This window comes from Tenacibaculum todarodis (assembly GCF_001889045.1).
Classification (GTDB): domain Bacteria; phylum Bacteroidota; class Bacteroidia; order Flavobacteriales; family Flavobacteriaceae; genus Polaribacter; species Polaribacter todarodis.
Genome location: NZ_CP018155.1, coordinates 796771 through 819572, shown reverse-complemented (window position 1 = coordinate 819572; position 22802 = coordinate 796771). Strand labels below are relative to the sequence as shown.

The following is a 22802-nucleotide window of genomic DNA, read 5'->3' as shown; positions in this document are numbered from 1 at the left end:
TTTAAGGATTTAATTGATGACCACAATTATAACAAAACTCGGCTTGATCTTTATGGTTTTCTTTTGTGCAATTTGGACAAGATTGTGTATTCATGTGAATGTCAGTTGCAGTAGCTTTAGTCATTTCAGAAGAAACAATTCCTGTTGGAATAGCAATTATTCCATAACCTAAAATCATTATTATACTTGCTAAAAACTGACCAAATGGAGTATGAGGAGCAATATCTCCGTATCCAACAGTCGTTAATGTTACAATTGCCCAATATACACTTCTAGGTATACTTGTAAAACCATTTTCTTCACCTTCTACCATATACATTACAGTACCTAAAATTACACATAAAATAACTACAAAAAATAGAAATACAGAAATTTTAGCTTTACTTGCTTTTAATGCAAATAATAATCTATTTGAAGCACCAATATAACGTGCTAATTTTAAAATTCTAAAAATTCTTAATAAACGTAAAGCTCTTAAGGCTGCTAAATGATGAGATCCTATAAAAATAAACGATAAGTATTTTGGAATGGTAGACAACAAATCAATGATACCATAAAAACTAAAGATATATTTCCATGGCTTTTTAACGGTTATAATTCTAGCAATATATTCTATAGAAAATAGGATGGTAATTATCCATTCAGAAATGTTTAAAAAGTTATGATATTTTTTATCAAAACTCTCAACACTTTCTAACATCACCAAAATTATACTTGCTAAAATTGCTACAAGTAAAACAACATCAAAAAGTTTTCCTGAAGGAGTATCTGCTTCATAAATTATTTCATGAAGTTTTTCTTTCCAAGTTAAAGATGTGGGTTTAGCGTTATCCAAAAAAATATTATTGTTGATTTTGATACAATACTACAAATTATTTTATAAAATGAAACGATATAACAGTGTAACTTTTAATACCAGAATATTATTTTTTAATGAAAATAAAATCTCCTCCTTCGTCACCAATTCCGTGTATAGTTCCATATTGTGGCTTATTTTCACTGTTATTAATTACCGGATCTTCTATCATGTCAAATAATTTTCTTGCAGATAAATATTTATTTGGGTTATTTTCTAACCTTTTAATTAAGTATTTAAAGAAAACGCTTTCATTTGGTACTGTTTTTAAAGTTCCGCTTGTAATTGCCTTTTTACTTGGTAATTCAAATTTTCTTTGAATAGATTTTGGAGCCTTAGTTACAGCTCTTGTTTTAAATATACTTCCGCTAAAACATGCGTCAGAAATTAATAATGTATGTTTAGATTTTATGGCCTTAAAATGATCTACTAAACTGGAATTACTAAACAAATTTTCTTCATATTCCATTATTGCATTGGAAGGTAGCCAACTACCAATTTCATCTTGAAAAACTCCATGACCAGCATAAAATAATAATAAATTATCTTTAGATGTTATTTTCTTTCTAAGCTTAAAAAGTTCTCTGTTTATTTCGTTATCCTTTGGATTCTTTAAAACAATTACATTTTGAGAATTAAAATTATATTGTTGTGTTAAAACTTGTCTCAATTTTTCTGCATCTCTTAAAGGCTTACCTTGTAAATCATCTATAGATTCGTCTTGATAATCACTAACACCAATAATTAAGGCGTAATATTTACCAAAGCCTAAATTAATATTCTGATTACCATTGTTTGTAATAACTTCTGAATTAGTATCAAAATTAGCGTTAGATTTTCTTTTTATGGTGAATTTTTTGGTTGAAGTAGCTTGTTTTAAATCTGTAGCTGAAACAATTAACTCATTTTTACCATATTTTAAAGGAACATTAGCAACAAAATTTCCATTTTCAGCAACGTTTGCTTCAATGCCATTTATTAATATTTCATAAATCCCATCTGAATCTGATGCAGTTCCTCTTACAGTTATTCTCTTAGCTTGTACAATTTTAAAACCTCTTTTTTCTTCAACATTTGGTTCAGAAATAACAATAACTGGAGGGTTATTATGGCTTGTTGTTTGGTATTTTACTCTAAGATAATTTACAGCTACTTTTTGTTTATCATAAACTGTAAAACCTATTTTGTTTCCGAAAAAACCTTCAAAAGGAAATTCATTTACATAAACATTGTTTATATAAAAACGTACTAATTGATTACTCTTCACAATTTTCAGGACATTCTCTTGATATAAGTTTGTTTTAATAGCATCTGCTTGTGTCCAAGGAATCATGGCAGAATACGTGTTGTTTTCATACTTTCTATAAAGATATTGCCCAGTATTTGATAAAAAGAAACTATACTCATTAGCAGAGTTTTTTCTACCAAATGTTACACCATAAGTTAAGTTAGATGCGCCTGTTTGTTTTGTAAAAGAAGTCTCTAATATAAAGTCTTTTTGAGTGTTTAAATTAATTTCATTTTTAAAGAAAATACCACCTTTTACTTTTCTGTCTAATACAAATTGTCCGTTATTTATTTTTGCGGAATAATTATCTGTATTATTTAAAATCCAACCATTATTGTTATTAGAAAAATTGTCTGAAACAGGTACAGACATTTGCTTAGCTACTATTGTATTATTGTTATTATTAGAGTTTTGAGATTGTTTTACTTTTAAATAATCTACAGCAATTTTTTGCTGATTGAATAAAATAAAACCTATATGATTCCCATAAAAAGGTTCAAAATCAGATTCATTTATATAATTTCCATTTATATAAAACAGGTATCTATTGTTTTGTTTTTTAATTTTTATAATATTAGATGCTCCGTTATTTTTATTGATAAAAGAAGTTAGTTTCCAGTTTATAATTTTTTCTTCTTTACCCTTTACGTTTCTTACAAACTTGTAATAACCATTAGAGGTAATATAAAATCTGAAACTACTATCACTTTTTTTACCCCACATTATTCCGTAAGAATAATTAGTAACACCACTTATTTTATCAATTTTTGTTTCAAACTCAAAATCTTTAGTTTCATCAATTACATTATTTATGGTTGATGAATAACCACCTTTTTCTTTTTTATGATCTAAATAATATTTTCCATATTTAATATCATAGGTTACAAACTCATTATTATTGATAGACCATTTGTTAGAATTACTACTAAAAGTCTCATTTAAAGATGTATTTGTTGTGTTTATATTGTTATTAGAATTAGTGCTAGCTTTTTTAATTCTTATATAGTCTATTGATATTTTTTGGTTCCTATTAATTACATAACCAGCAGAATTAGCAGAAACTCCTGCAATAGTTTTAGAAATTTGAAATTTATTATTTACATAAAATGAAATAGTCGTGCCATCTTTTTTAATTTTAAGCGTATTTACTGCGTAATTTCCTTTTTTTATGTCAACAGATTTTGTCCATTTATGAATTGTTGTTAGTGTTCCGTTTTTCTTTTGATTTATTTGATAATATCCATTACTGGTAATTGTTATTTCTAGACGGTCTTTATTCTCTTCTTGAATAAACATACCATAACCATAATCTTGAACACCAGAAATTTTTTGAATAGAACTTTCCATTTCAAAATTTTCTGAAGTAGTTATCTTAAATTTTGGAGAAAAAATTAAAAGGTTTTTTTCTGTGTTTTTATATTCATAATAGTATCTACCATTAAATACTTTTAAATCGTAACTAGTATTGTTACCAACGTACCATTTTTTAGAATTGTTGTTAAAATCATCATTTAGATAATAATCTTGACTAAAAGAAAAAGTAGTATAAAAGAATAGTGCTAATAATATGCTGTTTTTTAAGGATTTCATATTCAGTTAGTTATTTATGGTTCATAGCAATAAATATTGGTACAATTTTATCGGTACTTTTGTTAGATTTTGCGCTAAAAGCTATTTTAGTATTATTAAAATTAACATTAGCGCCATTAAAAGTATGGCTTTGTAAAGCTGTTTTAATTTTAGTCACAAAATCTCCAGAGTTATATTTTGCATTACTAAGTAAGTTACTAATATTCATTTTTTCTTTACTGAATAAGACACAAAGTATGTCTTGTCCAGGCTTATTATCAAACTCTATAAAATAATCTTCATTTGGCAATGCTATTTCACTATTTGAGTAATTAAAATATGCACTAAATTTATCAAACGGATATAATTTTTCTGCTGCTTTATCTGCGCCACTATAACCTATTAAATATACATAACCTCTTTGTTTAGATTTTAGATAAATTCTAAATTGAGTTCCTGAAGAATAAGATTTATTGACTTTATAGGTTGTTTTGCTAGATTTTACAATATTAAAACCTCTATTTGCATCTTTAGATAAACTAATTGGCATGTTCTGTCCATTACTCAATTCTAATCTTAATTCACCTCCTAAAGTATTACTAACATTGAAGTTATTGTTATTATTGGTGTCTTTATTTTTATCAATTAAAACATAAGCAGTTTTTACTTGTCTTTGGAAATCTGAATATTTAATCCAGAAAAAACCATTTTGACCAAAACGAGTTCCCCAAGAATTCATAATTTCAAAAGCGCCTCCCATTTTATTATCATCATAACCAACAACAACCATAGCGTGTCCTTTTTTTCCATAATTAGAAACCCAAACATTATTATAATCTGTTTTTAAACTGTTAAATTTAAATAAACCAATTACTACTGGATTTTTATTTGCAATAGCTTTTTTTACTTTTTTTACAAGATTGTAAGGATTATTCCAACGTGCTAAACGTTCAAAAGTTAGTATTTTATGATTTTTAGCAGAATTTAATGTTGAATTTGTTGGTGGCTTTGTACAGTTTCTTGAATCATAAGGAAACTCGGTTAATTTAGAAGCTCCTTTTAAATTCAATATTTTCATAGCATCTTCTATAAATGCGCCTTGACAGAGATTATTAACTCTAATCTGATTATATACAAAAGATGGCGAAAATGTATTTTGATTAATTTTGGTAAGATTGTTTTCCCATCCGTTTTTTACCGCATTAGCAATTGTTCTTGCTCCATAAGCGCTAGACCAACCAACACAAGAACCTTGCGCGCCTTGATTTCCTGGAGTAGGAGCGTAGCCTTTTATACTAAATTTGGAAGGAAGTCTTTCGAAGCTTCTAGAAACCAATGGAACAGACATTTCAATAGATTCATACCTTTCTTGATCAAACTGTAAACCAGTTCCTTGATTAGCTTCTTGAGAAAATGAAGCATAGCAAGATAATACGATAAATAACGTTAATAATAGATTGCGTTTTAACATTGCAGAGTTGTTTTAGGTTAAAAAACAAAAATCTAATATTATAAAAGGAGTTAAAATACGTCAAATGACGTATTTTCTGGTTTTAAGATTAAAACCTTATAATTTCATGAACTTTGTTTCTATTTAAATAATTTTTAATAATATTTTTAGCCATTAATTTATTTTCAATAGGGGTAATTATATTTTTTAATATATCTAATTTGTTTTCTTGTAAAGCTAAATTAGTAAAGCCATAACCAGTAACTTGATCGTTTTCTATAAGTATTACAGAGTTTTCTTCAATAGTTCTTCCTTGATCAATTAAAACCATATTTCCATGCTGGAAATTAATATTAGGAATATTTTTTTTAGGTTTCCTGATGTTATACTTCGGATTTAAAACATCTAATTCAGTATAATACTTTAATCTAGTAAGTAACTCGTTTCCAGTTGCTTCGTATGTAAATTTAGTAACTTTTTCTTGAATTTTCTGTGCTCGGCTACTAGTTTTTATAAAAATTTTATTTATTTCTTTTTTAATATTCTTTCCTCTACCCATAAATAAGATTTTACCATCTCCATTATGTAAATAGAAAACACCTGAAACTTCTGGCGCTTTATCAATTAGACTATTCAGTTTTTCAGTAATTGTTCTGTTATCAAAATAGGTTACATTTTGTTGTAAAATATTTTTATCAGTATCTTTTTCAAGTAACAATTTAAATAACTGAACTGTAGCTAAAGCATCTCCGTTTGCTCTATGTCTATCTGTCATTGGTATTCCTAAAGTTTTACAAAGTTTACCTAAACTATGCGAAGGTGCTTCTGGAATTAACTTTTTACTCAAAGTAACAGTACAAATAGTATCTCTAAGGTAATTATATCCTAATCTTTTGTACTCAGTTTTTAGAATTCTGTAATCAAACTTAGCATTATGAGCTACAATAAAACAATCTTTTGTTATCTCTATAATACGTTTTGCAATTTCATGAAATTTAGGTGCATTAACCAACATTTTGCTGTTAATACCCGTTAATTTTACTACAAATTCCTGAATTTCTCTTTCAGGATTTACTAATGTAATAAACTGATCTACAACAGTATGTCCGTCAAATTTGTGAATTGCTATTTCTGTAATTCCTTCTTCGTTAAATTTACCTCCAGTGGTTTCAATGTCTACTATTGCGTACAATCTTTTTCTTTTTATGAGTTAAAATTACGTAATATAATTACGTGAACCAAATATTGAACTTCCAATTCTTACCATTGTACTTCCGTTTTCTATGGCCAATTTATAATCGCCACTCATTCCCATGCTTAAAGTTTTAAGTTCTAAGTGTTGAGTGTTAAGTTCTTCAAAAAAGGTTTTTAATGATAAAAATTCATCTTGAAGTTGTTGTTGATTATCCGTAAATGTTGCCATTCCCATCAATCCTACAACATTTATATTTTTTAATGCTGAAAATTCTTCCGAAGTTAAAATCTGTTCAATTTCAGAAAATGGTAATCCAAATTTTGTGTCTTCTTTAGCAATACGTGCTTGTAATAAACAGTTAATTACACGATTGTGTTTTTTAGCTTGTTTATCAATCTCTTTCAAGGTTTTAAAGCTATCGACACCATGAATTAAATCGACAAAATGTGCCATATACTTCACCTTATTACGTTGTAGATGCCCAATCATGTGCCATTCAATATCTTTTGGTAAAGCATCAAATTTTGTAACCATTTCCTGAATTTTATTCTCTCCAAATATACGTTGGCCAGCATCGTAAGCTTCCTGTATATCAGTAATTGGTTTTGTCTTAGAAACCGCAACTAGTGTTACACTTTCTGAAAGTGATTGCTTAATTTTAAGTAGATTTTCTTTTATTCCAGTTATCATATCAGAATTCATAAATAGTTAAAGCACTTCTTAATTTTGGTTCTATATAAGTTGTTTTTGGAGGCATCAATAAATCTGCATCCACAATTTCTTTTAACTCAATAATGTTTGTTGGCAACATTCCGAAGGAAACCTTAAAATTACCCGTATCAACTTTAGTTTTTAGCTCTAAACTGTCAGATTTATCTTGAGAATACATAATTTTAGAAGCATTTCTAATATCATCAATCCCTAAAATTGGTTTTAAAACTGTTGAAAACAATATTTGTGCATCCAACTTACTTAAAGAATCTGTAAAATTATATGCCGATTTCCTTAAATATAATGCATAAAACTCCCCATTTAAATACATACTAAAATGATGTTTTTCTTTAGGTTTGTATAACTCTTGACCTTTGTTTTCAATTCTAAAAAAAGTATCTAATTCAATTAAAAACTCATGTGGAGTTAAACCATTTAAGTCTTTTATAAATCTATTGAATTCATAAATTTGTAATTGACTTTCTGGCAATAAATAACTCATAAAAAAGTTATAATCTTCTTTTCCAGTATGATTAGGGTTGTCCTTAGCTAAATTTTGAGCCAATAAACAAGAAGATGTAGATCTATGATGGCCGTCTGCAATATACAAGGTATCAATCTCTTTGAAAGCTTTAATTATTTGTTCAATATCATTTGGATCATCTACTACCCAAAGTTTATGAGATTCTTTATCCGTTGTAGAAAACTCATATTCTGACCTTTCTTGCTTATATTTTTTAATAATGGATTCAATTACAGAATTATCAGGATAGGTTAGGAGCACAGGTTCTGCATTAAAACCTGTATTCTTTAAATAATTTTCAAAAAGTAACTCTCTTTCTTTTAGAGTTCCTTCATGTTTTTTTATTACGTTGTTATGATAATCTTCAACCGAAGTTGCCGAAATTATTCCGCAGAAAGATTTTGATGCTGTAGTTTTTTTATAAATATAAAAACCAGGATTTTTGTCTTGCGTAAAAATTTCATCTTCTTTAAATTCTAAATAACGATTGTGTACTAATTTAAAGCGCAATTCTCCGCTAACATCTTGTTTATGATATTTATAACCTGGATTTATTACATGTAAAAATGTATAAGGATTAAATGCTAATTTTGAATTTAACATTTCTGGTGTATAAATTTCATACGATTTAGACGAAACCATTGCTACTTTATCTCGCGTAGCTCTCACAGCTTTAAAAGGTTTTACAATTGCCATTTTTACAAGTGATTAGTCTTTAGTTTTAAGTGATTAGTCAAAAAAAATTACTGTAACAAAGTTATTATTTGATTTGCCAATTCTGTTCCAACTCTATCTTGTGCTTCAACTGTAGCTCCTCCAATATGCGGAGTTAAAGAAATTTCTGAGTTCATTAATAATTGTACTGCAGGCGTTGGTTCTGTTTCAAAAACATCTAAACCAGCAAATTGAACTTTACCGCTATCTATTGCGTTTACTAGATCTACTTCATGTAAAATACCACCTCTTGCAGTATTTACAATACCAACACCATCTTTCATTTTTTCAAACTCATCTTTGGCAATAATATAATCTTCTTGAGCAGAAACGTGAAGTGTAATAAAATCTGCTTCCTTTAACAATTCATCCTTGTCAGTTGTATCAATAGTAAAAGTAGTTTTTTGTCCGTTGAAAAACTCTAATGTTATTGCAGCGCTGGGAACTTGTTTATCTGTAGCTAAAACTTTCATTCCTAAACCGATGGCAATTTTGGCAACTTCTTGTCCAATTTTACCAAAACCAATAATACCAATTGTTTTCCCTCTTAATTCTGTTCCGTAAGAGTATGCTTTTTTCAAATCATTAAAACGAGAGTCTCCTTCTAAAGGCATTTCTCTATTAGATGAATGTAAAAAACGAACCATTCCAAATAAATGAGCAAAAACTAATTCTGCTACAGAACTAGAAGGAGCTGCTGGCGTATTTATAACTAGCAAACCATTGTCTTCAGCATAATCAACATCAACATTATCAATTTCAACACCTGAAATACCAATTAGTTTAATACTTGGACAAGCTTCCATTAATTCTTGACGAACTTGGGTATTGTTACCAACTAAAATTGCATCAATATTTTCCTCGTTTATAAAGTTTTCTAATTGATTTTGAGCCACTTTTGTATTTAATACTTCAAAACCATTTTTCTCTAAAATGTCTATTCCGCTTTGCGAAATTCCATCATTTGCTAATATTTTCATTATGATATAGTCAATTTATTAATTGATATTGTTTGGGTTGTTAGATTCTTTAAACAATCTTCTAAAATGTTTAAAAGTCCTTTAGGTATTGATTTTATTTGTTCTTTTCCTAATAAATAATTATATGAATGTAATTTTCCATCATCATCCATTAATGATATAAAAAGAGTAATTTCATTTTGGGATAAAAACTTAATAGTTAATTCTTTTTCATGTTCATATTGATCATATGTTACACATGAATATTTAACTTTATAATAAGTTTGAATTCCAATCTGAATTTCATCCCTTTTAAATAAATCTTCTAATAGAAAATTTAATAAAAATGGATATAGTTCATCATTTTTTTTCTTAAAATAATCAATATCAAAAGAATTTAGATTATTCCAGAAAGTTTCAATTTTACTGTAATTATACATTTGAATAAATTATTTTTTTCTTTCTAATTCTTGCATTACATCAACCAAAACTTGCACACTGTATAATGGTAATGCGTTGTACATACTTGCTCTATAACCACCAACACTTCTGTGTCCGTTTAAACCGTTTATACCGGCATCTTGCCACATTGTATCAAAAGTTTCTTTTAATGAATCATCAACTAAATTAAAAGTAACATTCATATTACTTCTATCTTCTTTGTTGGCAAATCCTTTAAAAAGCGGATTTCTATCAATTTCTGAATATAATAAAGCTGCTTTCTTATTATTTACTTTTTCTATAAACGGAATTCCACCTAAATCTTTCAACCATTCTAAATTCAACATAGAAGTATATACTGCAAAAACAGAAGGTGTATTAAACATACTGTCTTTATCTAAATGGACTTGGTAATTTAACATTGAAGGAATTTCTCTTTCTACTTTACCTAAAATTTCTTCTTTAATAATAACCAATGTTGTTCCTGCTGGACCCATATTTTTTTGAGCTCCTGCATAAATTAAATCGAATTTTGAAAAGTCTAATTGACGAGAAAAAATATCTGAACTCATATCACAAACGTTAATTCCTTTAAAATCAGGAAAGTCTTTTATTTGTGTTCCGTAAATAGTATTGTTACTAGTTGTGTGGAAGTAATCTGCATCGGTTGGAATTGTAAACCCTTTAGGAATGTAAGAGAATTTTTTGTCTTTAGATGTTGCAACTTCTACAACTTCACCAAACATTTTTGCTTCTTTAATTGCTTTGTCTGACCAAGTTCCTGTATTTAAATAAGCAGCTTTTTTATTCAATAAATTATAAGTAACCATTAAAAACTGCATACTTGCGCCACCTTGTAAAAACAAGGCTTTGTATCCTTTATTTTCTAATCCTAGAAGTTCTAAAGCCAATGATCTTGCTTTTTCAATAACTTCTACAAAAGCTGTACTTCTGTGAGACATTTCTATTAAAGAAAGGTTTTCATTATTGAAATTTAAAACAGCTTCAGATGCTTTTTGCAATACTTCTTGTGGTAAAATACAAGGTCCTGCACTAAAATTATGTTTTTTCATTTTATGTTTTCTTAAATAGTTGATAAAAATTCTAAAGTATTAACTCCATCAGCATAATCCCATAATTGCGGATTTTGAGTTTGCCCAAAAGCAATTTCATTTGCTATAAAACCGTTAGCAACAACACATTGTACGTATTTTTTATCTTCCCAAAGTTTTATTTTTAAATTATCTGTATTGTCATAATATTCATAAAAAATAGATGCGATAGGAGAGGCGTAGCTTGCATCTTCTTTAATCATTAAAAATCCATTTTCTAAAATATCAAACTCGCTCATTAAATATACCGCTTTGTTATAATCGTAATTATTGGCGTATTTAGCGTTATTAATTATTTCTTTTTGCTGATACATTCCGTTAAAAAAAGCATCAAAATTATAATCTTTAGGAACATATAATTTAGAAACAGAACGACAACCTAATCCAAAATAACAAAAAACATCATTCGATAATTCTTGCATTTGTGCATCAGTTTCATTTCCTGTTAAAACTGCTACTGAATTTCTGTTTTTTCTAATGATACTCGGTTTATCCTTAAAATAATACTCAAAATAACGCGCAGTATTATTACTTCCAGTTGCAATAACAGCATCAAAACCCTCTAATTTTCCTTCAGTAAATGTAATATTTCCTTTAAAATCTTCATGTACATATTCTAAATACTTCGCTAAAAAAGGTAATAAATGTTTATCGTTTGAAGATTGCTTTACCAAAACTGAATGCCCAGAAATTAATACCGATAAAAAGTCATGAAAGCCAACTAACGGAATATTTCCTGCCATAATTATGGCAACTAATTTAGAATGATTTTCACCAATTTTTTCTTCGGAAATCCACTTTTTAATATTTTCTTCGGATAAAGCTTGCGCCCAACTTTCACAAGAAAATAATATGTTTTCCTTGGTAAACCAAGAGTTATTTTCTTGTGCAACTTTAATTTGATGCTTAAAACCATCAAAAAACAGTTCATTATGTTCAATACTATTCTTTTTTTCAATTGAATTATTAGAAAACTGACTTAAAAAGTGCCCTAATTTTACGAATGCATCAATTCTATTTTGGATTCCACCCATTTATTTTGTTTCTGAATTATTTTGGCGTTATTTTTGCAATCGCAAAGGTACAAAACTAGATAAAGATTATGGCAATTATAATAACGGATGAGTGTATAAATTGTGGTGCATGTGAACCAGAATGTCCAAATACAGCAATTTATGAAGGTGCAGACGATTGGAAATACGCAGACGGAACCGATTTAAAAGGGAATGTTGTGTTACCAAATGGTACCAAAGCTAATGCAGATGAAGACCAAGAACCTGTTTCTGACGAAATATATTTTATTGTAGCAGACAAATGTACAGAATGTAAAGGTTTCCATGAAGAACCACAATGTGCGGCAGTTTGCCCGGTAGATTGTTGTGTTCCTGATGATGATAATGTAGAAACTGACGAAGAATTGTTAGCTAAACAAAAGTTTATGCATAATGATTAATTTAAGGTATAAGACTTTAAATACATAAGAAAAATAAAAACCTCGAACTATTTCGAGGTTTTTTTATGCCTAAAATTGAGAAGAAAACAAGTATATTTGCACTCACAAAAATCTAATCTAGATTCTTGTGTATTTTATTTAAAATCTAAAGAAAAAATGAAAGCTGGAATTGTAGGATTACCAAACGTAGGAAAATCAACCTTATTTAACTGTTTATCTAATGCAAAAGCGCAAAGTGCAAACTTTCCTTTTTGTACAATAGAGCCTAATTTAGGTGTTGTAAACGTGCCAGATGCTCGTTTAAAAAAGTTAGAAGAATTAGTAAATCCAGAACGTGTTTTACCTGCAACAGTTGAGATTGTTGATATTGCTGGTCTTGTAAAAGGAGCAAGTAAAGGAGAAGGTTTAGGTAACCAGTTCTTAGCAAACATTAGAGAAACAGATGCACTTTTACATGTTGTACGTTGTTTTGATAACGATAATATTATACACGTAGACAGTTCAATAGATCCAGTGAGAGATAAGGAAACTATTGATATTGAATTACAATTAAAAGATTTAGAAGCAGTAGAAAAACGTTTAGAGCGTGTAAAAAGAACTGCAAAAACCGGTAATAAAGAAGCGCAGGCAGAATTAGTTGTTTTATTAAAAATTGAAGAAACATTATTAAAAGGAGTTTCTGTAAGAGCTTTAGATTTTACAGAAAAAGAAATGGAATTTGTACAACCATTACAGTTTATTACTTTAAAACCAGTTTTATATGTTTGTAATGTAGATGAAGGTTCTGCTGTTTCTGGAAATGAATATGTAGAAAAAGTAAAAGAAGCTGTAAAAGATGAAAATGCAGAAGTTATAGTTTTAGCTGTTGGTACAGAAGCTGATATTACAGAATTGGAAGACTATGAAGAACGCCAAATGTTCTTGGCAGATATTGGTTTAGAAGAACCAGGAGTTTCACGTTTAATTCAATCTGCATATAAATTATTAAATCTACAAACCTACTTTACTGCAGGTGTAAAAGAAGTAAGAGCTTGGACAATTCCAATTGGTTCAACTGCACCTCAAGCAGCAGGAGTTATTCATACCGATTTCGAAAAAGGTTTTATTAGAGCTGAAACTATAAGTTATTCAGATTACGAGACTTACGGTAGTGAATCTAAAGTAAAAGAAGCAGGTAAAATGAGAGTGGAAGGTAAGGATTATATCGTAAAAGATGGTGATGTAATGCACTTTAGATTCAACGTCTAAACATTAAATTCTACATAAAATTGAATAAAAAAAAATCCCAATGAAAAGATTTCCATTGGGATTTTTTATTGTTTTTTAAGTTTGCTTATTTTGAAATAAAATCTTCTGGAATAGCATTTACTGTTTCTTTAAAACCATCAATAAATTGAATATTGGTAATTTTTGCAGAACCAATTTTATTTGTTAAACCATCTGTAGAATTCCATCCCCAGAAAGACCAATTATTAGAAATAGGAATATTATTAATCAGTTTATAATCTTCATATTTAATTGCATGTGGGTCTTTTTCTGCCTCTTCGTTTGTTTTTCCAGAAGTAACAATATAGGCCACATTATCTAATACATCAGTTTCTTTGTTTTTGTAAACAATATACCAATCATCAGATGAATCTCCAACATTAGCTTTAAATGTTAATTTTGCAATATCAAAATTAGCAACAGCCTCATTAGTTTTATAAGTATCGTTCCAAAGAGTACCTTGGTCGTTTAATTTATATGGAAAAAGGAAAAAATAACTCCAAGTATATGCATGAAATCTTACTGAAGGATCATCTTTTAATTCAGGAGACACAAAAACTTTATCCTTATTAATATAGATTTTACTACCGTCTTTTTTCTCAATAATTGCATATTCAGAAGTCGTAGCTACAGAAATAGTAGCGTCTAAAATTTCATTTCCTCCAAATTCAATTACAACATCAAATTTTATAGCTTCCTTGGCTAAAAAAGCGTCTTTATTATGTGCTACTTCTACTTTTTCAGAAAAGGTTGTAGCTTTTTTTTCTATTTTATCATTAGTGTTATCTGTTTGGGGTTGTTTTTTACAGCTTAAAAGTAAAAATGTTCCAGCAACTAAAGTTATAATTAGTTTCTTCATAAAATTTGTTTAAAAATCAGTTAATCTAGTTATTCGTATAAAAATATATTTCCTTACAAAGTTATATCATAATTTTATAAAACCATAAAAAGTACAAGTCTCTTTTTGCTTTTTTGTACCTTTAAATTTTAAAATAAAAAGACAACATGCAATTCGAAAAAAGCAGCCTTCAATATTTAAAAGATTTAAAGAAAAACAACAATCGCGATTGGTTTGCAGATACAAAACCTACCTTTAAGATAGCACAAGACAATGCCAAAGAACTGTACGCTTCCATTAGAGAAAGTCTCGAAAAACATGATGAAATAGACAAGTTTAAGCTATTCAGAATTTATAGAGACGTTCGTTTTTCAAAAGATAAAACTCCATATCAACCACATTTTGCAGGTTCATTCTCAAGATTAGGTAAACATTTACGAGGCGGTTATTATTTACGAATTCGTCCAGGAGAAAGCTTCCTTGCTGGCGGATTTTGGCAACCTGAAAAAGACGATATTCTTAGAATTAGAAAGGAAATAGAACAAGACGCTTCAGAAATTAGAGAAATATTAGATGATAAAAATTATGTAAAGTACTTTGGCGGTAAATTTGAAGGAGATGAATTAAAAACAGCTCCAAGAGGTTTTGATAAAACACATCCAGATGTAGATTTACTTCGTAAAAAAGGCTTCATAGCTGTTAGAAATTTTACAGACAAAGAAGTTTTAGATCCTAATTTTATAAATGAATTAGACAAAAGCTATAAAGCTTTACGTCCATTTTTTAACTTGTTCAGCGATATTTTAACTACAAATTTAAACGGAGAAAGCTTAATAGATTAATGAATTCACATAAAACAACACGTAAAGTTCAAGCATCAGAAATAGACGGATTAAACCATGTAAATAATGTAGTTTATTTAGAATGGATGCAGGATATAGCACACGAACACTGGAGTATACTAACAAAAGATAATCCACAAAAAAATAATGCTTGGGTAGTTATTAGACATGAAATTGATTATAAAAATCAAGCTGTATTAGATGATTTAATTACAGTAAAAACATGGGTTGGAGAAGTTTCTGGAGTTAAATCTATTAGGCATTTCGAAATTTTAAGAGAGCATACTTTATTAGTAAAATCTCAAACTACTTTTTGCCTTATAGACTTAAAAACTGGCAAGCCAGCAAGAATAACAGAAAGTATATTAAATCTTCTAAAACCTACTAAATAAAGGTATCTTTGCACTTTTAAAAGAAATTTATTATGGCATCATTTTCTACTTTAGGAATAAGTAAAAACTATATAAAATCATTACAAGAAATAGGTATTAAAAAACCTACGGAGATTCAAGAGCAAACAATTCCGGTATTGTTAAATGCTAAAACCGATTTTATTGGTTTAGCCCAAACAGGTACAGGAAAAACTGCTGCATTTGGTTTACCGCTTTTACATCACGTAGATCCTAAAAAAGATGTTATACAAGGACTTATTTTATCGCCTACACGAGAATTAGTTCAACAAATAAAAAAGCAACTTTTTAAGTTTACTAAATATAATACTGATAAAATTTTTCTTGAAGCTGTTTATGGTGGAGAAAAAATTGATCGTCAGATTGGTAATTTAAAAAGAACTACACATATTGTAGTTGCAACTCCTGGTAGATTAATAGATTTAATTGAGCGTGGAGAAATCAATCTTAAAAACGTTAAAACTATTGTGTTAGATGAAGCAGATGAAATGCTTAACATGGGTTTTAAACAAGATATTAATAGAATTTTGCGTTATATTTCATCAGAAAAAAACACATGGTTGTTTTCTGCAACAATGCCAGATGAAATTAAGAAGATTATTAAAACCTACATGAATATTAATGCTCCAAGAGTTGAAATTGATAAAAACTCTCGTGTAAATGCTAATATTCGTCATCAATTTGCAAAAACTACTATTAAAGAAAAAACAGGTGCAATTATTGGTTTCTTAGAAAACCGTAGTAATGAACGTGGTATTATTTTCTGTAGAACAAAAGCAGGTGCACAAAACCTTTCACATCAATTACAAGAAGAAGGTTTCTCAGTTGGCGCTTTAGAAGGAGATATGCAACAAAAAGAACGCGATAAAGTTATGCGTGCTTTTAAGAATGAAAGCTTACAATACTTAATTTCTACCGATGTTTCTGCGCGTGGTATTGATGTTAAAGACTTAAATTTTGTAATTCATCATCAATTACCAGAACAGTTAGAATACTACACGCACAGAAGTGGAAGAACAGCAAGAGCTGGTAAAACCGGAGTTTCTTTAGCCTTTGTTTTACCTTATGAAACAGAAAGACTTCATGAAATTCAGAAAGAATTAAATATAAAATTCACAGAAGTTAAATTGTAATGAACATAATTTATACACTGGATATTGCAGGTACTTTTGCCTTTGCATTAAGTGGTGCTTTGGTTGCCAAAAAAGAGAATTTTGATGCTTTTGGTGTCATTATTATAGCTTTTGTAACAGCTGTTGGCGGTGGAATGTTACGTGATGTACTTATAAACGCACATCCAATTAATTGGATTGCCGATTTAAATTACATTTGGACAATTTTAGCTGCAGTCTTTGTAATGTTTTTCTTTAAAAGTAAAGTTGCTCCGTTAAGTAAAACGATGTTTTTGTTTGATACCATTGGAATTTCAGTATTTACTTTATTAGGTTTACAAAAAGGGTTAAATTTCAATCTACATCCATTTGTTGCCTTAATTATGGGAATGGTTTCAGCTGTTTTTGGTGGTGTACTTAGAGATGTTTTAACAAGAGAAGTTCCGTTAATCTTTAAGAAGGAAATTTATGCGTCAGCTTGTTTAGCTGGCGGCGTTGTTTATTTATTACTAGGTTATTTGGGCTTGCAAGAAAATCTTCAATTTATAGTATCTGCAACTGTTATATTTTTAATCAGATTTATATCTGTTAAATATCATTTCGAATTACCTAAAATTAAAAATGATATCTTCGGAAAATAAAATACATTATGGAGAAACTTATTTTTAACACTTTAGAGGAATTTACACAAATAGAAGGTAAAACACTACCAAACGGAAGTTGGTATACTGTTACACAACAGATGATTAACGATTTTGCCAATGCAACTTTAGACAAACAATGGATTCATATAGATGAAAAAAGGGCAGAGAAGGAGTCTCCTTTTAAAAGTACTGTTGCACATGGTTTTATGTCTGTTGCTATGATTTCTAGAATGTTAGAAGAAGCTTTTGCAGTAAAAAGTGTAAAAATGGGCTTAAATTACGGGTTGAATAAAGTCCGTTTTCCAAATCCTGTTCCTGTAAATAGTGAACTAAGAATGTTGAGCTCAGTAAAATTAATTGAAGAATTACCAAACAATGGTGTAAAAGTTACTTTTTCTTGTACTATTGAAATTAAAGGGCAAGAAAAACCTGCATGTGTTGCAGAGTTTTTAGCTGCATTGTTCGAATAAAAAAACCACTCAATTTGAGTGGTTTTTTTATGCAATTATCTTTTTAAGATAAAACTCTATCTCTAATACTTTTCTTAGAATACCAAACTAAAAATACACATACTACAATTACCATAGCTGGCATTACAATACTCGTTATTTCCACATTAGTAAATAAGTAAGCATGTTGTGCAATTGCAGCAAATGCTGAAACTACAAATAAAGGATAGGCTAATTTCTTTTTCATTAATAATAAAATTGAAGCTAATACTCCTACAAAAACAGCAATTGCAAATGCAGCGGTTACCCAAGTGGGTTGTTCTATTAAAAATTCTGCTTGTTGTTCTGCAGGTAAAGTTGCAATCATTTCATCTGTAACAAAAGCTTTAGTTAGATAAGCCATAACGCCGAGTCCGTTCCATAAAAGGGCAATAATACCAATTACCCAAAATAGAGCCGTTGGTTTTCTTGAATATGTCATAATAAGGGTTTGTTAGTTATAGTTTAAATGTATAAAAAAAAGTTGTAATAATTAAAAATGTAAAGTATATTTGTCATTATATAAAATATATTTGTCTAATTGTAAAATAAAGAACATGTCAAAACAGTCATTTTGTGAAAGAGAGCAAAACTATTTAAAAAAGATGAATAGATTTCAACTATCTAATAAATTCAAAAAAATTGGATACATAGTAGCTATTATTGCATTTATCTTAATTTTTGTACGTAAATCGGTAGATGCTCCAATTTGGGTACATTCTGCATTATTAAACATTGTATTAGTTGGATTATTAATCGTTTCAATTTCAAAAGAGAAAATAGAAGATGAATTTATAGATAGCTTACGTTCACAATCATATAGATTGGCTTTTTTAATGGTAGTTGTTTATTCTTTAACTCAACCTTTTATAAATTACATTGTTGGCATATTTCTTAATCAAAATGAATCTCTAGAGAGTTTTAGTTATTTTCAGGTATTGTTTTTTATGTTAGTTATTCAATTAATGTTTTTCTCTCAATTAAAACGTTTTAATAAATAATTGTTATGAAAAATACAATTAAAGTACAGCGTGCAATTTTAGATATAACGCAAGAAGAATTAGCAATAGCTATTGGAGTTTCTAGACAAACCATTAATTCCATTGAAAAAAACAGATATGTTCCTTCAACAGTATTAGCATTAAAACTATCAAAAATGTTTAATCAACCAGTAAATGTTTTTTTTGAATTGACTGATGAAGATTAATAAAAATAGTATTTTTGAAGATATTATAGAATAAAATTATTATGAAATTAAAGTTATTATTTATCTGTTTGTTTGCATTGGTTTGTAATTCTTATTCCCAAGAAAAAAAACTTCCTCAAGGTTGGGATGAAGTTATTTTAGAAGGTAAACCTGCTTATATGAATTTAATTACAGGAGATATTATTACAAATTTCCCAAGTAAACCCGCTTTAAAGAAAGTTAAAGTTGCTGAATATGATCCTACACAAATTCATATTGTAAAAAAAGGAGAAACATTAAGTGTTATTGCTCGAAAATACAATTTAAGTTTAGCCGAAATGTATAGATTAAATAGCGTAGAGAATTTTGATAAAATTAAAATTGGACAAGAAATTGTTGTAGGTTATGATGAAAAAACGATAGAACCTATTAATGAGAAATATACAGATACAACTACTACAGATTACCATACAGTTGTAAGTGGAGAAACGTTATATAGAATTGCAAAAAACTATAACATTAGTGTTTCTCAGTTAAAATCTTTAAATAATTTAACAAATAATATTATTGCGATAGGGCAAGAGTTAAAGGTTAAATAATGTAGGAAAAATAGAATACTAATATTAAAACCTTTTTTTAAAATTTAAAAAGTTAAAATTACTTTTGATAAAAAAGTAGGATGCAATTTCTTTTTAAAAATTAAGATATTAGCAGTATATTTGCAGTACTTAAAAGAATTGACTTTACAATTCTAGTTGTTTTGGAAAAATTTCAGATAAATTTTCATTTATCTTTTTCGTAATTAATAGTTTAATTCAATTATCTTCCTAAGCAAGTTATCAAAAATAATTATATTATAAAACCAACGAATGGCAAAATCACAGCAGACTTTTAATAAAAATGAAAAAGAAAAAAAGCGTTTAAAAAAACGTGAAGATAAAAGGAAGAAAAAAGAAGCTAAAAAAGAAGCTAAAATTCCTGGACAAGGAATACAGTTTGTATACGTAGATCATAATGGTAATTTTACAGATACACCACCAGATCCTACGATGAAAGTACAGGTAGATGCCGAAAGTATTGTTATTGGTATTCCTAAAAAAGAAGATATGGAACCAGAAGATCCTGTTAGAAATGGTAAAGTATCGTTTTTTGATACTTCAAAAGGATTTGGTTTTATTATAGATTCTGAAAATCAAGAAAAATATTTTACGCATGTTAGTGGCTTAATTGATGAAATAGCTGAAAATGACAAAGTATCTTTTGAACTAGAAAAAGGATTAAAAGGTATGAATGCTGTTAAAGTTCAAAAAATATAACAGTTACTATCATTTTAAAAATTATAACAAAACCCATCTAAAAAGATGGGTTTTTTATTGTGTAATAGTAACAACCGCTTCAAAAAGTGTAGTTACCTTTGCATAAAAATATTTTATGTCAAAACAGTTTTCAGATTTAGGAATTAATGCTCAATTACAAGAAAGTTTAGCTGCTTTAAAAATTTCTGTTCCAACGGAAATTCAAGAAAAAGTAATTCCTGTTGTTTTAAATCAAAAAGAAGATATTGTAGCATTAGCAAAAACTGGAACTGGTAAAACAGCTGCTTTTGGTTTACCGTTATTACAATTAATAGACATAGAAAACTCCAATATTCAAGCTATAATTTTAGCACCAACAAGAGAGTTAGCGCAACAGATTCAAAATAATTTAGAATCATTTAATTCAGAAGCTTTAAATGTATCTATAGTTGGTTTGTTTGGTGGTATTCCTATAAAACCTCAAATAGAAAGCCTAAAAAAGACCACACATATTATAGTAGCAACTCCAGGACGCTTGGCAGATTTAGTTAAACGTGAAGCAATTAATATTAAAAACATATCTTACTTTATTTTAGATGAAGCAGATGAAATGGTTAGTGCTTTAAAAGAAGGTTTAGACAGTATTATTAAAGAAGTTCCAAAAAACAGAAGAACCTTACTATTTACAGCAACAATGCCAGGAGCAATTAGACAAATGGTAAATAATTACATGGCAAAAGATGTAATTACTATTGAAGCTAGTATGGAAACTATTGGTCATCAAGGAATAGCGCATCAATATGTAGTTGTAGAACCTATAGAAAAATTAGAAGTTTTACTTCATTTTTTAAATTCTAAAGAAGGTCAAAGAGGAATCATTTTCTGTAAAACGAAAGCTGCTGTAAACAAATTGGCTAAAAAATTAGCGATTAACAAGTTTTCTTCAGGTGCCATTCATGGAAGTTTAACACAAGGAATTCGTGATAGATTAATGGGGCAATTTAGAGAAGGCCATGTAGATATTTTAGTAGCTACAGATTTAGCTGCTCGTGGTATTGATGTAAAAGAAGTTTCTTATGTAGTAAATTATCATTTACCCGATACTTTTGATGCTTATGTGCATAGAAGTGGAAGAACAGCTAGAGCAGGAGCAAAAGGATTGTCTTTAACAATAATACAAGAAGAGGAAGAAGAAAATATTGCCCATTTTGAAAAGGATTTAGGTATTACCTTTAAAAATTACCAAAAAGCAGACGCACAAAGTATTGAAGAAAATAATGGACTGTTGTGGGCTAAAAAAATATTTAAAACCAAACCAAATAGAAATGTTTCTGAGGATTTTAAAGCGCAAATAAAAACTATTTTTCATCATTTAACTAAAGAAGAATTAGTAGATAAAATATTGGCAAATTATATAGCAAGTACAAAAACAATAAGCACAACTTCTGATGTTTCAAAAAAGAAGAAAAAGAAATAAGTTATGAAAATTAAATTACTTTTTTAAAAAATACTCAATTCTGAATGTGTGGTAACTTCTTCTAAAAGATGCATTCCTTTATAAGAATTTCCATGCGGATTCAATTTAGGACTCCAAACTGCAATGGCAAAGTTATTAGGATATAATGCTACAATACCACCACCAACACCACTTTTTCCTGGTAATCCTACTTTAAAGGCAAATTCTCCTGATTCATCATAAAAACCACAGGTTAGCATTAAAGCATTAATTCTCTTACACTTACTTTTCTTTAATATTTTTTTCCCTTCTAATGTTTTTCCTTTATTGGCTAAAAAAGTGAAAGTATAAGATAATTCCTTACAAGACATTTCTAGTGAGCACATATCAAAATAAAAATCAAGTACTTCTGAAGGTTCGTTTTTAATGTTTCCAAAAGATTTAATAAAATTACACAACGCTACATTTCTGTATCCTGTTGCTTTTTCTGAATCGGCAATTTTATCAGAATACGTTAGTGTTGGTAAACCACTTAATTCCCTAACGTAGGCTAAAAATTCTACTTTTGCATCACCTAAATTAGAAATTAAAACATCACAAATAACGATGGCTCCTGCATTTATAAATGGATTTCTTGGTATTCCTTTATTGGTTTCTAATAATAAAAGTGAATCGAATTTAGCTCCTGAAGGTTCTACATCCACGCGTTCCCAAAGTTGTTCTCCTAAGATTTTATATGCTAAAGATAATGACAGCACTTTAACTATACTTTGTATAGAAAATTTCTCTAAATTATTTCCTTCTCCATAATTAGTACCATCTGTTTTAGTGATATGAACACCAAACATTTCTGGATTTACATTTGCTAATTCTGGTATGTAAGTAGCTATTTTTCCTTCATCTTTAATTAAAGAAGCAGATTTATAGGCGTTTTTTATTATGTTTTTATAATTAGATTCCATTTAGATACTATAAATTTTAAAAGGGTAAGGTA

The 22802-nt window shown here is 28.6% G+C and carries 25 protein-coding genes; 12 read left to right on the top strand and 13 right to left on the bottom strand.

The window, feature by feature from the left end:
* Position 1 precedes the first annotated feature (1 nt).
* From LPB136_RS03785 to LPB136_RS03740, 10 genes are all read right to left on the bottom strand, one after another.
* Positions 2-835 (bottom strand): ion transporter, encoded by an 834-nt coding sequence (locus tag LPB136_RS03785; RefSeq protein WP_072554860.1) that lies wholly within the window; start codon positions 833-835, stop codon positions 2-4.
* Positions 836-923: 88 nt separating this feature from the next.
* Positions 924-3734: a caspase family protein gene (locus LPB136_RS03780; RefSeq protein ID WP_072554859.1), complete on the bottom strand. Its 2811-nt coding sequence runs from the start codon at positions 3732-3734 to the stop codon at positions 924-926.
* 10 nt (positions 3735-3744) lie between these two features.
* Complete coding sequence (locus LPB136_RS03775) at positions 3745-5184, bottom strand: C1 family peptidase (RefSeq protein WP_072554858.1); 1440 nt, start codon at positions 5182-5184, stop codon at positions 3745-3747.
* A gap of 88 nt (positions 5185-5272) precedes the next feature.
* Positions 5273-6355: an exonuclease domain-containing protein gene (locus tag LPB136_RS03770; RefSeq protein WP_072554857.1), complete on the bottom strand. Its 1083-nt coding sequence runs from the start codon at positions 6353-6355 to the stop codon at positions 5273-5275.
* Between the two features lie 24 nt (positions 6356-6379).
* Entirely contained in the window at positions 6380-7048 is a 669-nt protein-coding gene (locus tag LPB136_RS03765) for a YggS family pyridoxal phosphate-dependent enzyme (RefSeq protein ID WP_072556897.1), read from the bottom strand.
* Between the two features lies 1 nt (position 7049).
* Entirely contained in the window at positions 7050-8288 is a 1239-nt protein-coding gene (locus tag LPB136_RS03760; RefSeq protein WP_072554856.1) for a DUF1015 domain-containing protein, read from the bottom strand.
* A 47-nt stretch (positions 8289-8335) separates the two neighbouring features.
* The gene (locus LPB136_RS03755) at positions 8336-9286 is read right to left on the bottom strand and encodes an NAD(P)-dependent oxidoreductase (RefSeq protein ID WP_072554855.1); all 951 of its coding nucleotides are present in this window, start codon (positions 9284-9286) and stop codon (positions 8336-8338) included.
* Positions 9286-9705 carry a hypothetical protein gene (locus LPB136_RS03750; protein ID WP_072554854.1) on the bottom strand — a complete coding sequence of 140 codons (420 nt, stop codon included), beginning with the start codon at positions 9703-9705 and terminating at the stop codon, positions 9286-9288. The genes LPB136_RS03755 and LPB136_RS03750 overlap by 1 nt, the downstream gene beginning before the upstream one ends.
* Positions 9706-9714: 9 nt before the next feature.
* Positions 9715-10779: a 3-phosphoserine/phosphohydroxythreonine transaminase gene (serC, locus tag LPB136_RS03745; protein WP_072554853.1), complete on the bottom strand. Its 1065-nt coding sequence runs from the start codon at positions 10777-10779 to the stop codon at positions 9715-9717.
* Between the two features lie 11 nt (positions 10780-10790).
* Positions 10791-11852, bottom strand: coding sequence for an acyl-CoA reductase (locus LPB136_RS03740; RefSeq protein ID WP_072554852.1), 1062 nt, complete (start codon positions 11850-11852; stop codon positions 10791-10793).
* A 68-nt stretch (positions 11853-11920) separates the two neighbouring features.
* Here LPB136_RS03740 and LPB136_RS03735 point away from each other — a divergent pair, with 68 nt between their 5' ends.
* Both LPB136_RS03735 and ychF read left to right on the top strand, forming a co-directional pair.
* Positions 11921-12271: a 4Fe-4S binding protein gene (locus LPB136_RS03735; RefSeq protein WP_072554851.1), complete on the top strand. Its 351-nt coding sequence runs from the start codon at positions 11921-11923 to the stop codon at positions 12269-12271.
* Positions 12272-12427: 156 nt separating this feature from the next.
* Positions 12428-13519 (top strand): redox-regulated ATPase YchF, encoded by a 1092-nt coding sequence (gene ychF, locus LPB136_RS03730; RefSeq protein WP_072556896.1) that lies wholly within the window; start codon positions 12428-12430, stop codon positions 13517-13519.
* A gap of 85 nt (positions 13520-13604) precedes the next feature.
* On the opposite strand, the gene LPB136_RS03725 is transcribed toward ychF, so the two are convergent.
* A complete protein-coding gene (locus tag LPB136_RS03725) occupies positions 13605-14396 on the bottom strand; it encodes a hypothetical protein (protein ID WP_072554850.1) in 792 nt (263 codons plus the stop codon).
* 146 nt (positions 14397-14542) lie between these two features.
* On the opposite strand from LPB136_RS03725, the gene LPB136_RS03720 reads away from it, so the two are divergent.
* Genes LPB136_RS03720 through LPB136_RS03700 form a run of 5 tightly spaced genes read left to right on the top strand, consistent with a single transcriptional unit; the run spans position 14543 to position 17853 of the window.
* Entirely contained in the window at positions 14543-15217 is a 675-nt protein-coding gene (locus LPB136_RS03720; RefSeq protein WP_072554849.1) for a DUF2461 domain-containing protein, read from the top strand.
* Positions 15217-15609: an acyl-CoA thioesterase gene (locus LPB136_RS03715; protein ID WP_072554848.1), complete on the top strand. Its 393-nt coding sequence runs from the start codon at positions 15217-15219 to the stop codon at positions 15607-15609. The genes LPB136_RS03720 and LPB136_RS03715 overlap by 1 nt, the downstream gene beginning before the upstream one ends.
* A 32-nt stretch (positions 15610-15641) precedes the next feature.
* Positions 15642-16760 (top strand): DEAD/DEAH box helicase, encoded by a 1119-nt coding sequence (locus LPB136_RS03710; protein ID WP_072554847.1) that lies wholly within the window; start codon positions 15642-15644, stop codon positions 16758-16760.
* The gene (locus tag LPB136_RS03705; RefSeq protein ID WP_072554846.1) at positions 16760-17380 is read left to right on the top strand and encodes a trimeric intracellular cation channel family protein; all 621 of its coding nucleotides are present in this window, start codon (positions 16760-16762) and stop codon (positions 17378-17380) included. Before LPB136_RS03710 ends, LPB136_RS03705 begins: the two co-directional genes overlap by 1 nt.
* An 8-nt stretch (positions 17381-17388) precedes the next feature.
* On the top strand, positions 17389-17853 hold the full coding sequence (locus LPB136_RS03700) for a MaoC family dehydratase (RefSeq protein WP_072554845.1): 465 nt from the start codon (positions 17389-17391) through the stop codon (positions 17851-17853).
* 43 nt (positions 17854-17896) lie between these two features.
* Here the strand turns inward: LPB136_RS03700 and LPB136_RS03695 are convergent, their stop codons facing one another.
* Positions 17897-18313, bottom strand: a complete 417-nt coding sequence (locus tag LPB136_RS03695; RefSeq protein WP_072554844.1) for a hypothetical protein — start codon at positions 18311-18313, stop codon at positions 17897-17899.
* Positions 18314-18476: 163 nt separating this feature from the next.
* On the opposite strand from LPB136_RS03695, the gene LPB136_RS03690 reads away from it, so the two are divergent.
* The 5 genes from LPB136_RS03690 to LPB136_RS03670 all read left to right on the top strand — a co-directional run bounded on the left by LPB136_RS03690 (position 18477) and on the right by LPB136_RS03670 (position 21829).
* Positions 18477-18872: a hypothetical protein gene (locus LPB136_RS03690; RefSeq protein ID WP_158009593.1), complete on the top strand. Its 396-nt coding sequence runs from the start codon at positions 18477-18479 to the stop codon at positions 18870-18872.
* A gap of 5 nt (positions 18873-18877) precedes the next feature.
* Positions 18878-19078: a helix-turn-helix transcriptional regulator gene (locus LPB136_RS03685; RefSeq protein WP_072554842.1), complete on the top strand. Its 201-nt coding sequence runs from the start codon at positions 18878-18880 to the stop codon at positions 19076-19078.
* A 41-nt stretch (positions 19079-19119) separates the two neighbouring features.
* Positions 19120-19656 carry a LysM peptidoglycan-binding domain-containing protein gene (locus LPB136_RS03680; protein ID WP_072554841.1) on the top strand — a complete coding sequence of 179 codons (537 nt, stop codon included), beginning with the start codon at positions 19120-19122 and terminating at the stop codon, positions 19654-19656.
* 270 nt (positions 19657-19926) lie between these two features.
* Positions 19927-20373, top strand: a complete 447-nt coding sequence (locus tag LPB136_RS03675) for a cold-shock protein (protein WP_072554840.1) — start codon at positions 19927-19929, stop codon at positions 20371-20373.
* A gap of 115 nt (positions 20374-20488) precedes the next feature.
* On the top strand, positions 20489-21829 hold the full coding sequence (locus LPB136_RS03670) for a DEAD/DEAH box helicase (protein ID WP_072554839.1): 1341 nt from the start codon (positions 20489-20491) through the stop codon (positions 21827-21829).
* Between the two features lie 23 nt (positions 21830-21852).
* Here LPB136_RS03670 and LPB136_RS03665 read toward each other — a convergent pair whose 3' ends face one another.
* The gene (locus LPB136_RS03665) at positions 21853-22770 is read right to left on the bottom strand and encodes a glutaminase (RefSeq protein WP_072554838.1); all 918 of its coding nucleotides are present in this window, start codon (positions 22768-22770) and stop codon (positions 21853-21855) included.
* Positions 22771-22802: the final 32 nt, after the last annotated feature.

Coding starts and splice junctions, on each gene's coding strand:
- LPB136_RS03780 (WP_072554859.1), bottom strand. CDS start 3,734: ATGAAATCCTTAAAAAACAGCATATTATTAGCACTATTCTTTTATACT.
- LPB136_RS03775 (WP_072554858.1), bottom strand. CDS start 5,184: ATGTTAAAACGCAATCTATTATTAACGTTATTTATCGTATTATCTTGC.
- LPB136_RS03765 (WP_072556897.1), bottom strand. CDS start 7,048: ATGATAACTGGAATAAAAGAAAATCTACTTAAAATTAAGCAATCACTT.
- LPB136_RS03760 (WP_072554856.1), bottom strand. CDS start 8,288: ATGGCAATTGTAAAACCTTTTAAAGCTGTGAGAGCTACGCGAGATAAA.
- LPB136_RS03755 (WP_072554855.1), bottom strand. CDS start 9,286: ATGAAAATATTAGCAAATGATGGAATTTCGCAAAGCGGAATAGACATT.
- LPB136_RS03750 (WP_072554854.1), bottom strand. CDS start 9,705: ATGTATAATTACAGTAAAATTGAAACTTTCTGGAATAATCTAAATTCT.
- serC (WP_072554853.1), bottom strand. CDS start 10,779: ATGAAAAAACATAATTTTAGTGCAGGACCTTGTATTTTACCACAAGAA.
- LPB136_RS03740 (WP_072554852.1), bottom strand. CDS start 11,852: ATGGGTGGAATCCAAAATAGAATTGATGCATTCGTAAAATTAGGGCAC.
- LPB136_RS03735 (WP_072554851.1), top strand. CDS start 11,921: ATGGCAATTATAATAACGGATGAGTGTATAAATTGTGGTGCATGTGAA.
- ychF (WP_072556896.1), top strand. CDS start 12,428: ATGAAAGCTGGAATTGTAGGATTACCAAACGTAGGAAAATCAACCTTA.
- LPB136_RS03725 (WP_072554850.1), bottom strand. CDS start 14,396: ATGAAGAAACTAATTATAACTTTAGTTGCTGGAACATTTTTACTTTTA.
- LPB136_RS03720 (WP_072554849.1), top strand. CDS start 14,543: ATGCAATTCGAAAAAAGCAGCCTTCAATATTTAAAAGATTTAAAGAAA.
- LPB136_RS03715 (WP_072554848.1), top strand. CDS start 15,217: ATGAATTCACATAAAACAACACGTAAAGTTCAAGCATCAGAAATAGAC.
- LPB136_RS03710 (WP_072554847.1), top strand. CDS start 15,642: ATGGCATCATTTTCTACTTTAGGAATAAGTAAAAACTATATAAAATCA.
- LPB136_RS03705 (WP_072554846.1), top strand. CDS start 16,760: ATGAACATAATTTATACACTGGATATTGCAGGTACTTTTGCCTTTGCA.
- LPB136_RS03700 (WP_072554845.1), top strand. CDS start 17,389: ATGGAGAAACTTATTTTTAACACTTTAGAGGAATTTACACAAATAGAA.
- LPB136_RS03695 (WP_072554844.1), bottom strand. CDS start 18,313: ATGACATATTCAAGAAAACCAACGGCTCTATTTTGGGTAATTGGTATT.
- LPB136_RS03690 (WP_158009593.1), top strand. CDS start 18,477: ATGAATAGATTTCAACTATCTAATAAATTCAAAAAAATTGGATACATA.
- LPB136_RS03685 (WP_072554842.1), top strand. CDS start 18,878: ATGAAAAATACAATTAAAGTACAGCGTGCAATTTTAGATATAACGCAA.
- LPB136_RS03680 (WP_072554841.1), top strand. CDS start 19,120: ATGAAATTAAAGTTATTATTTATCTGTTTGTTTGCATTGGTTTGTAAT.
- LPB136_RS03675 (WP_072554840.1), top strand. CDS start 19,927: ATGGCAAAATCACAGCAGACTTTTAATAAAAATGAAAAAGAAAAAAAG.
- LPB136_RS03670 (WP_072554839.1), top strand. CDS start 20,489: ATGTCAAAACAGTTTTCAGATTTAGGAATTAATGCTCAATTACAAGAA.
- LPB136_RS03665 (WP_072554838.1), bottom strand. CDS start 22,770: ATGGAATCTAATTATAAAAACATAATAAAAAACGCCTATAAATCTGCT.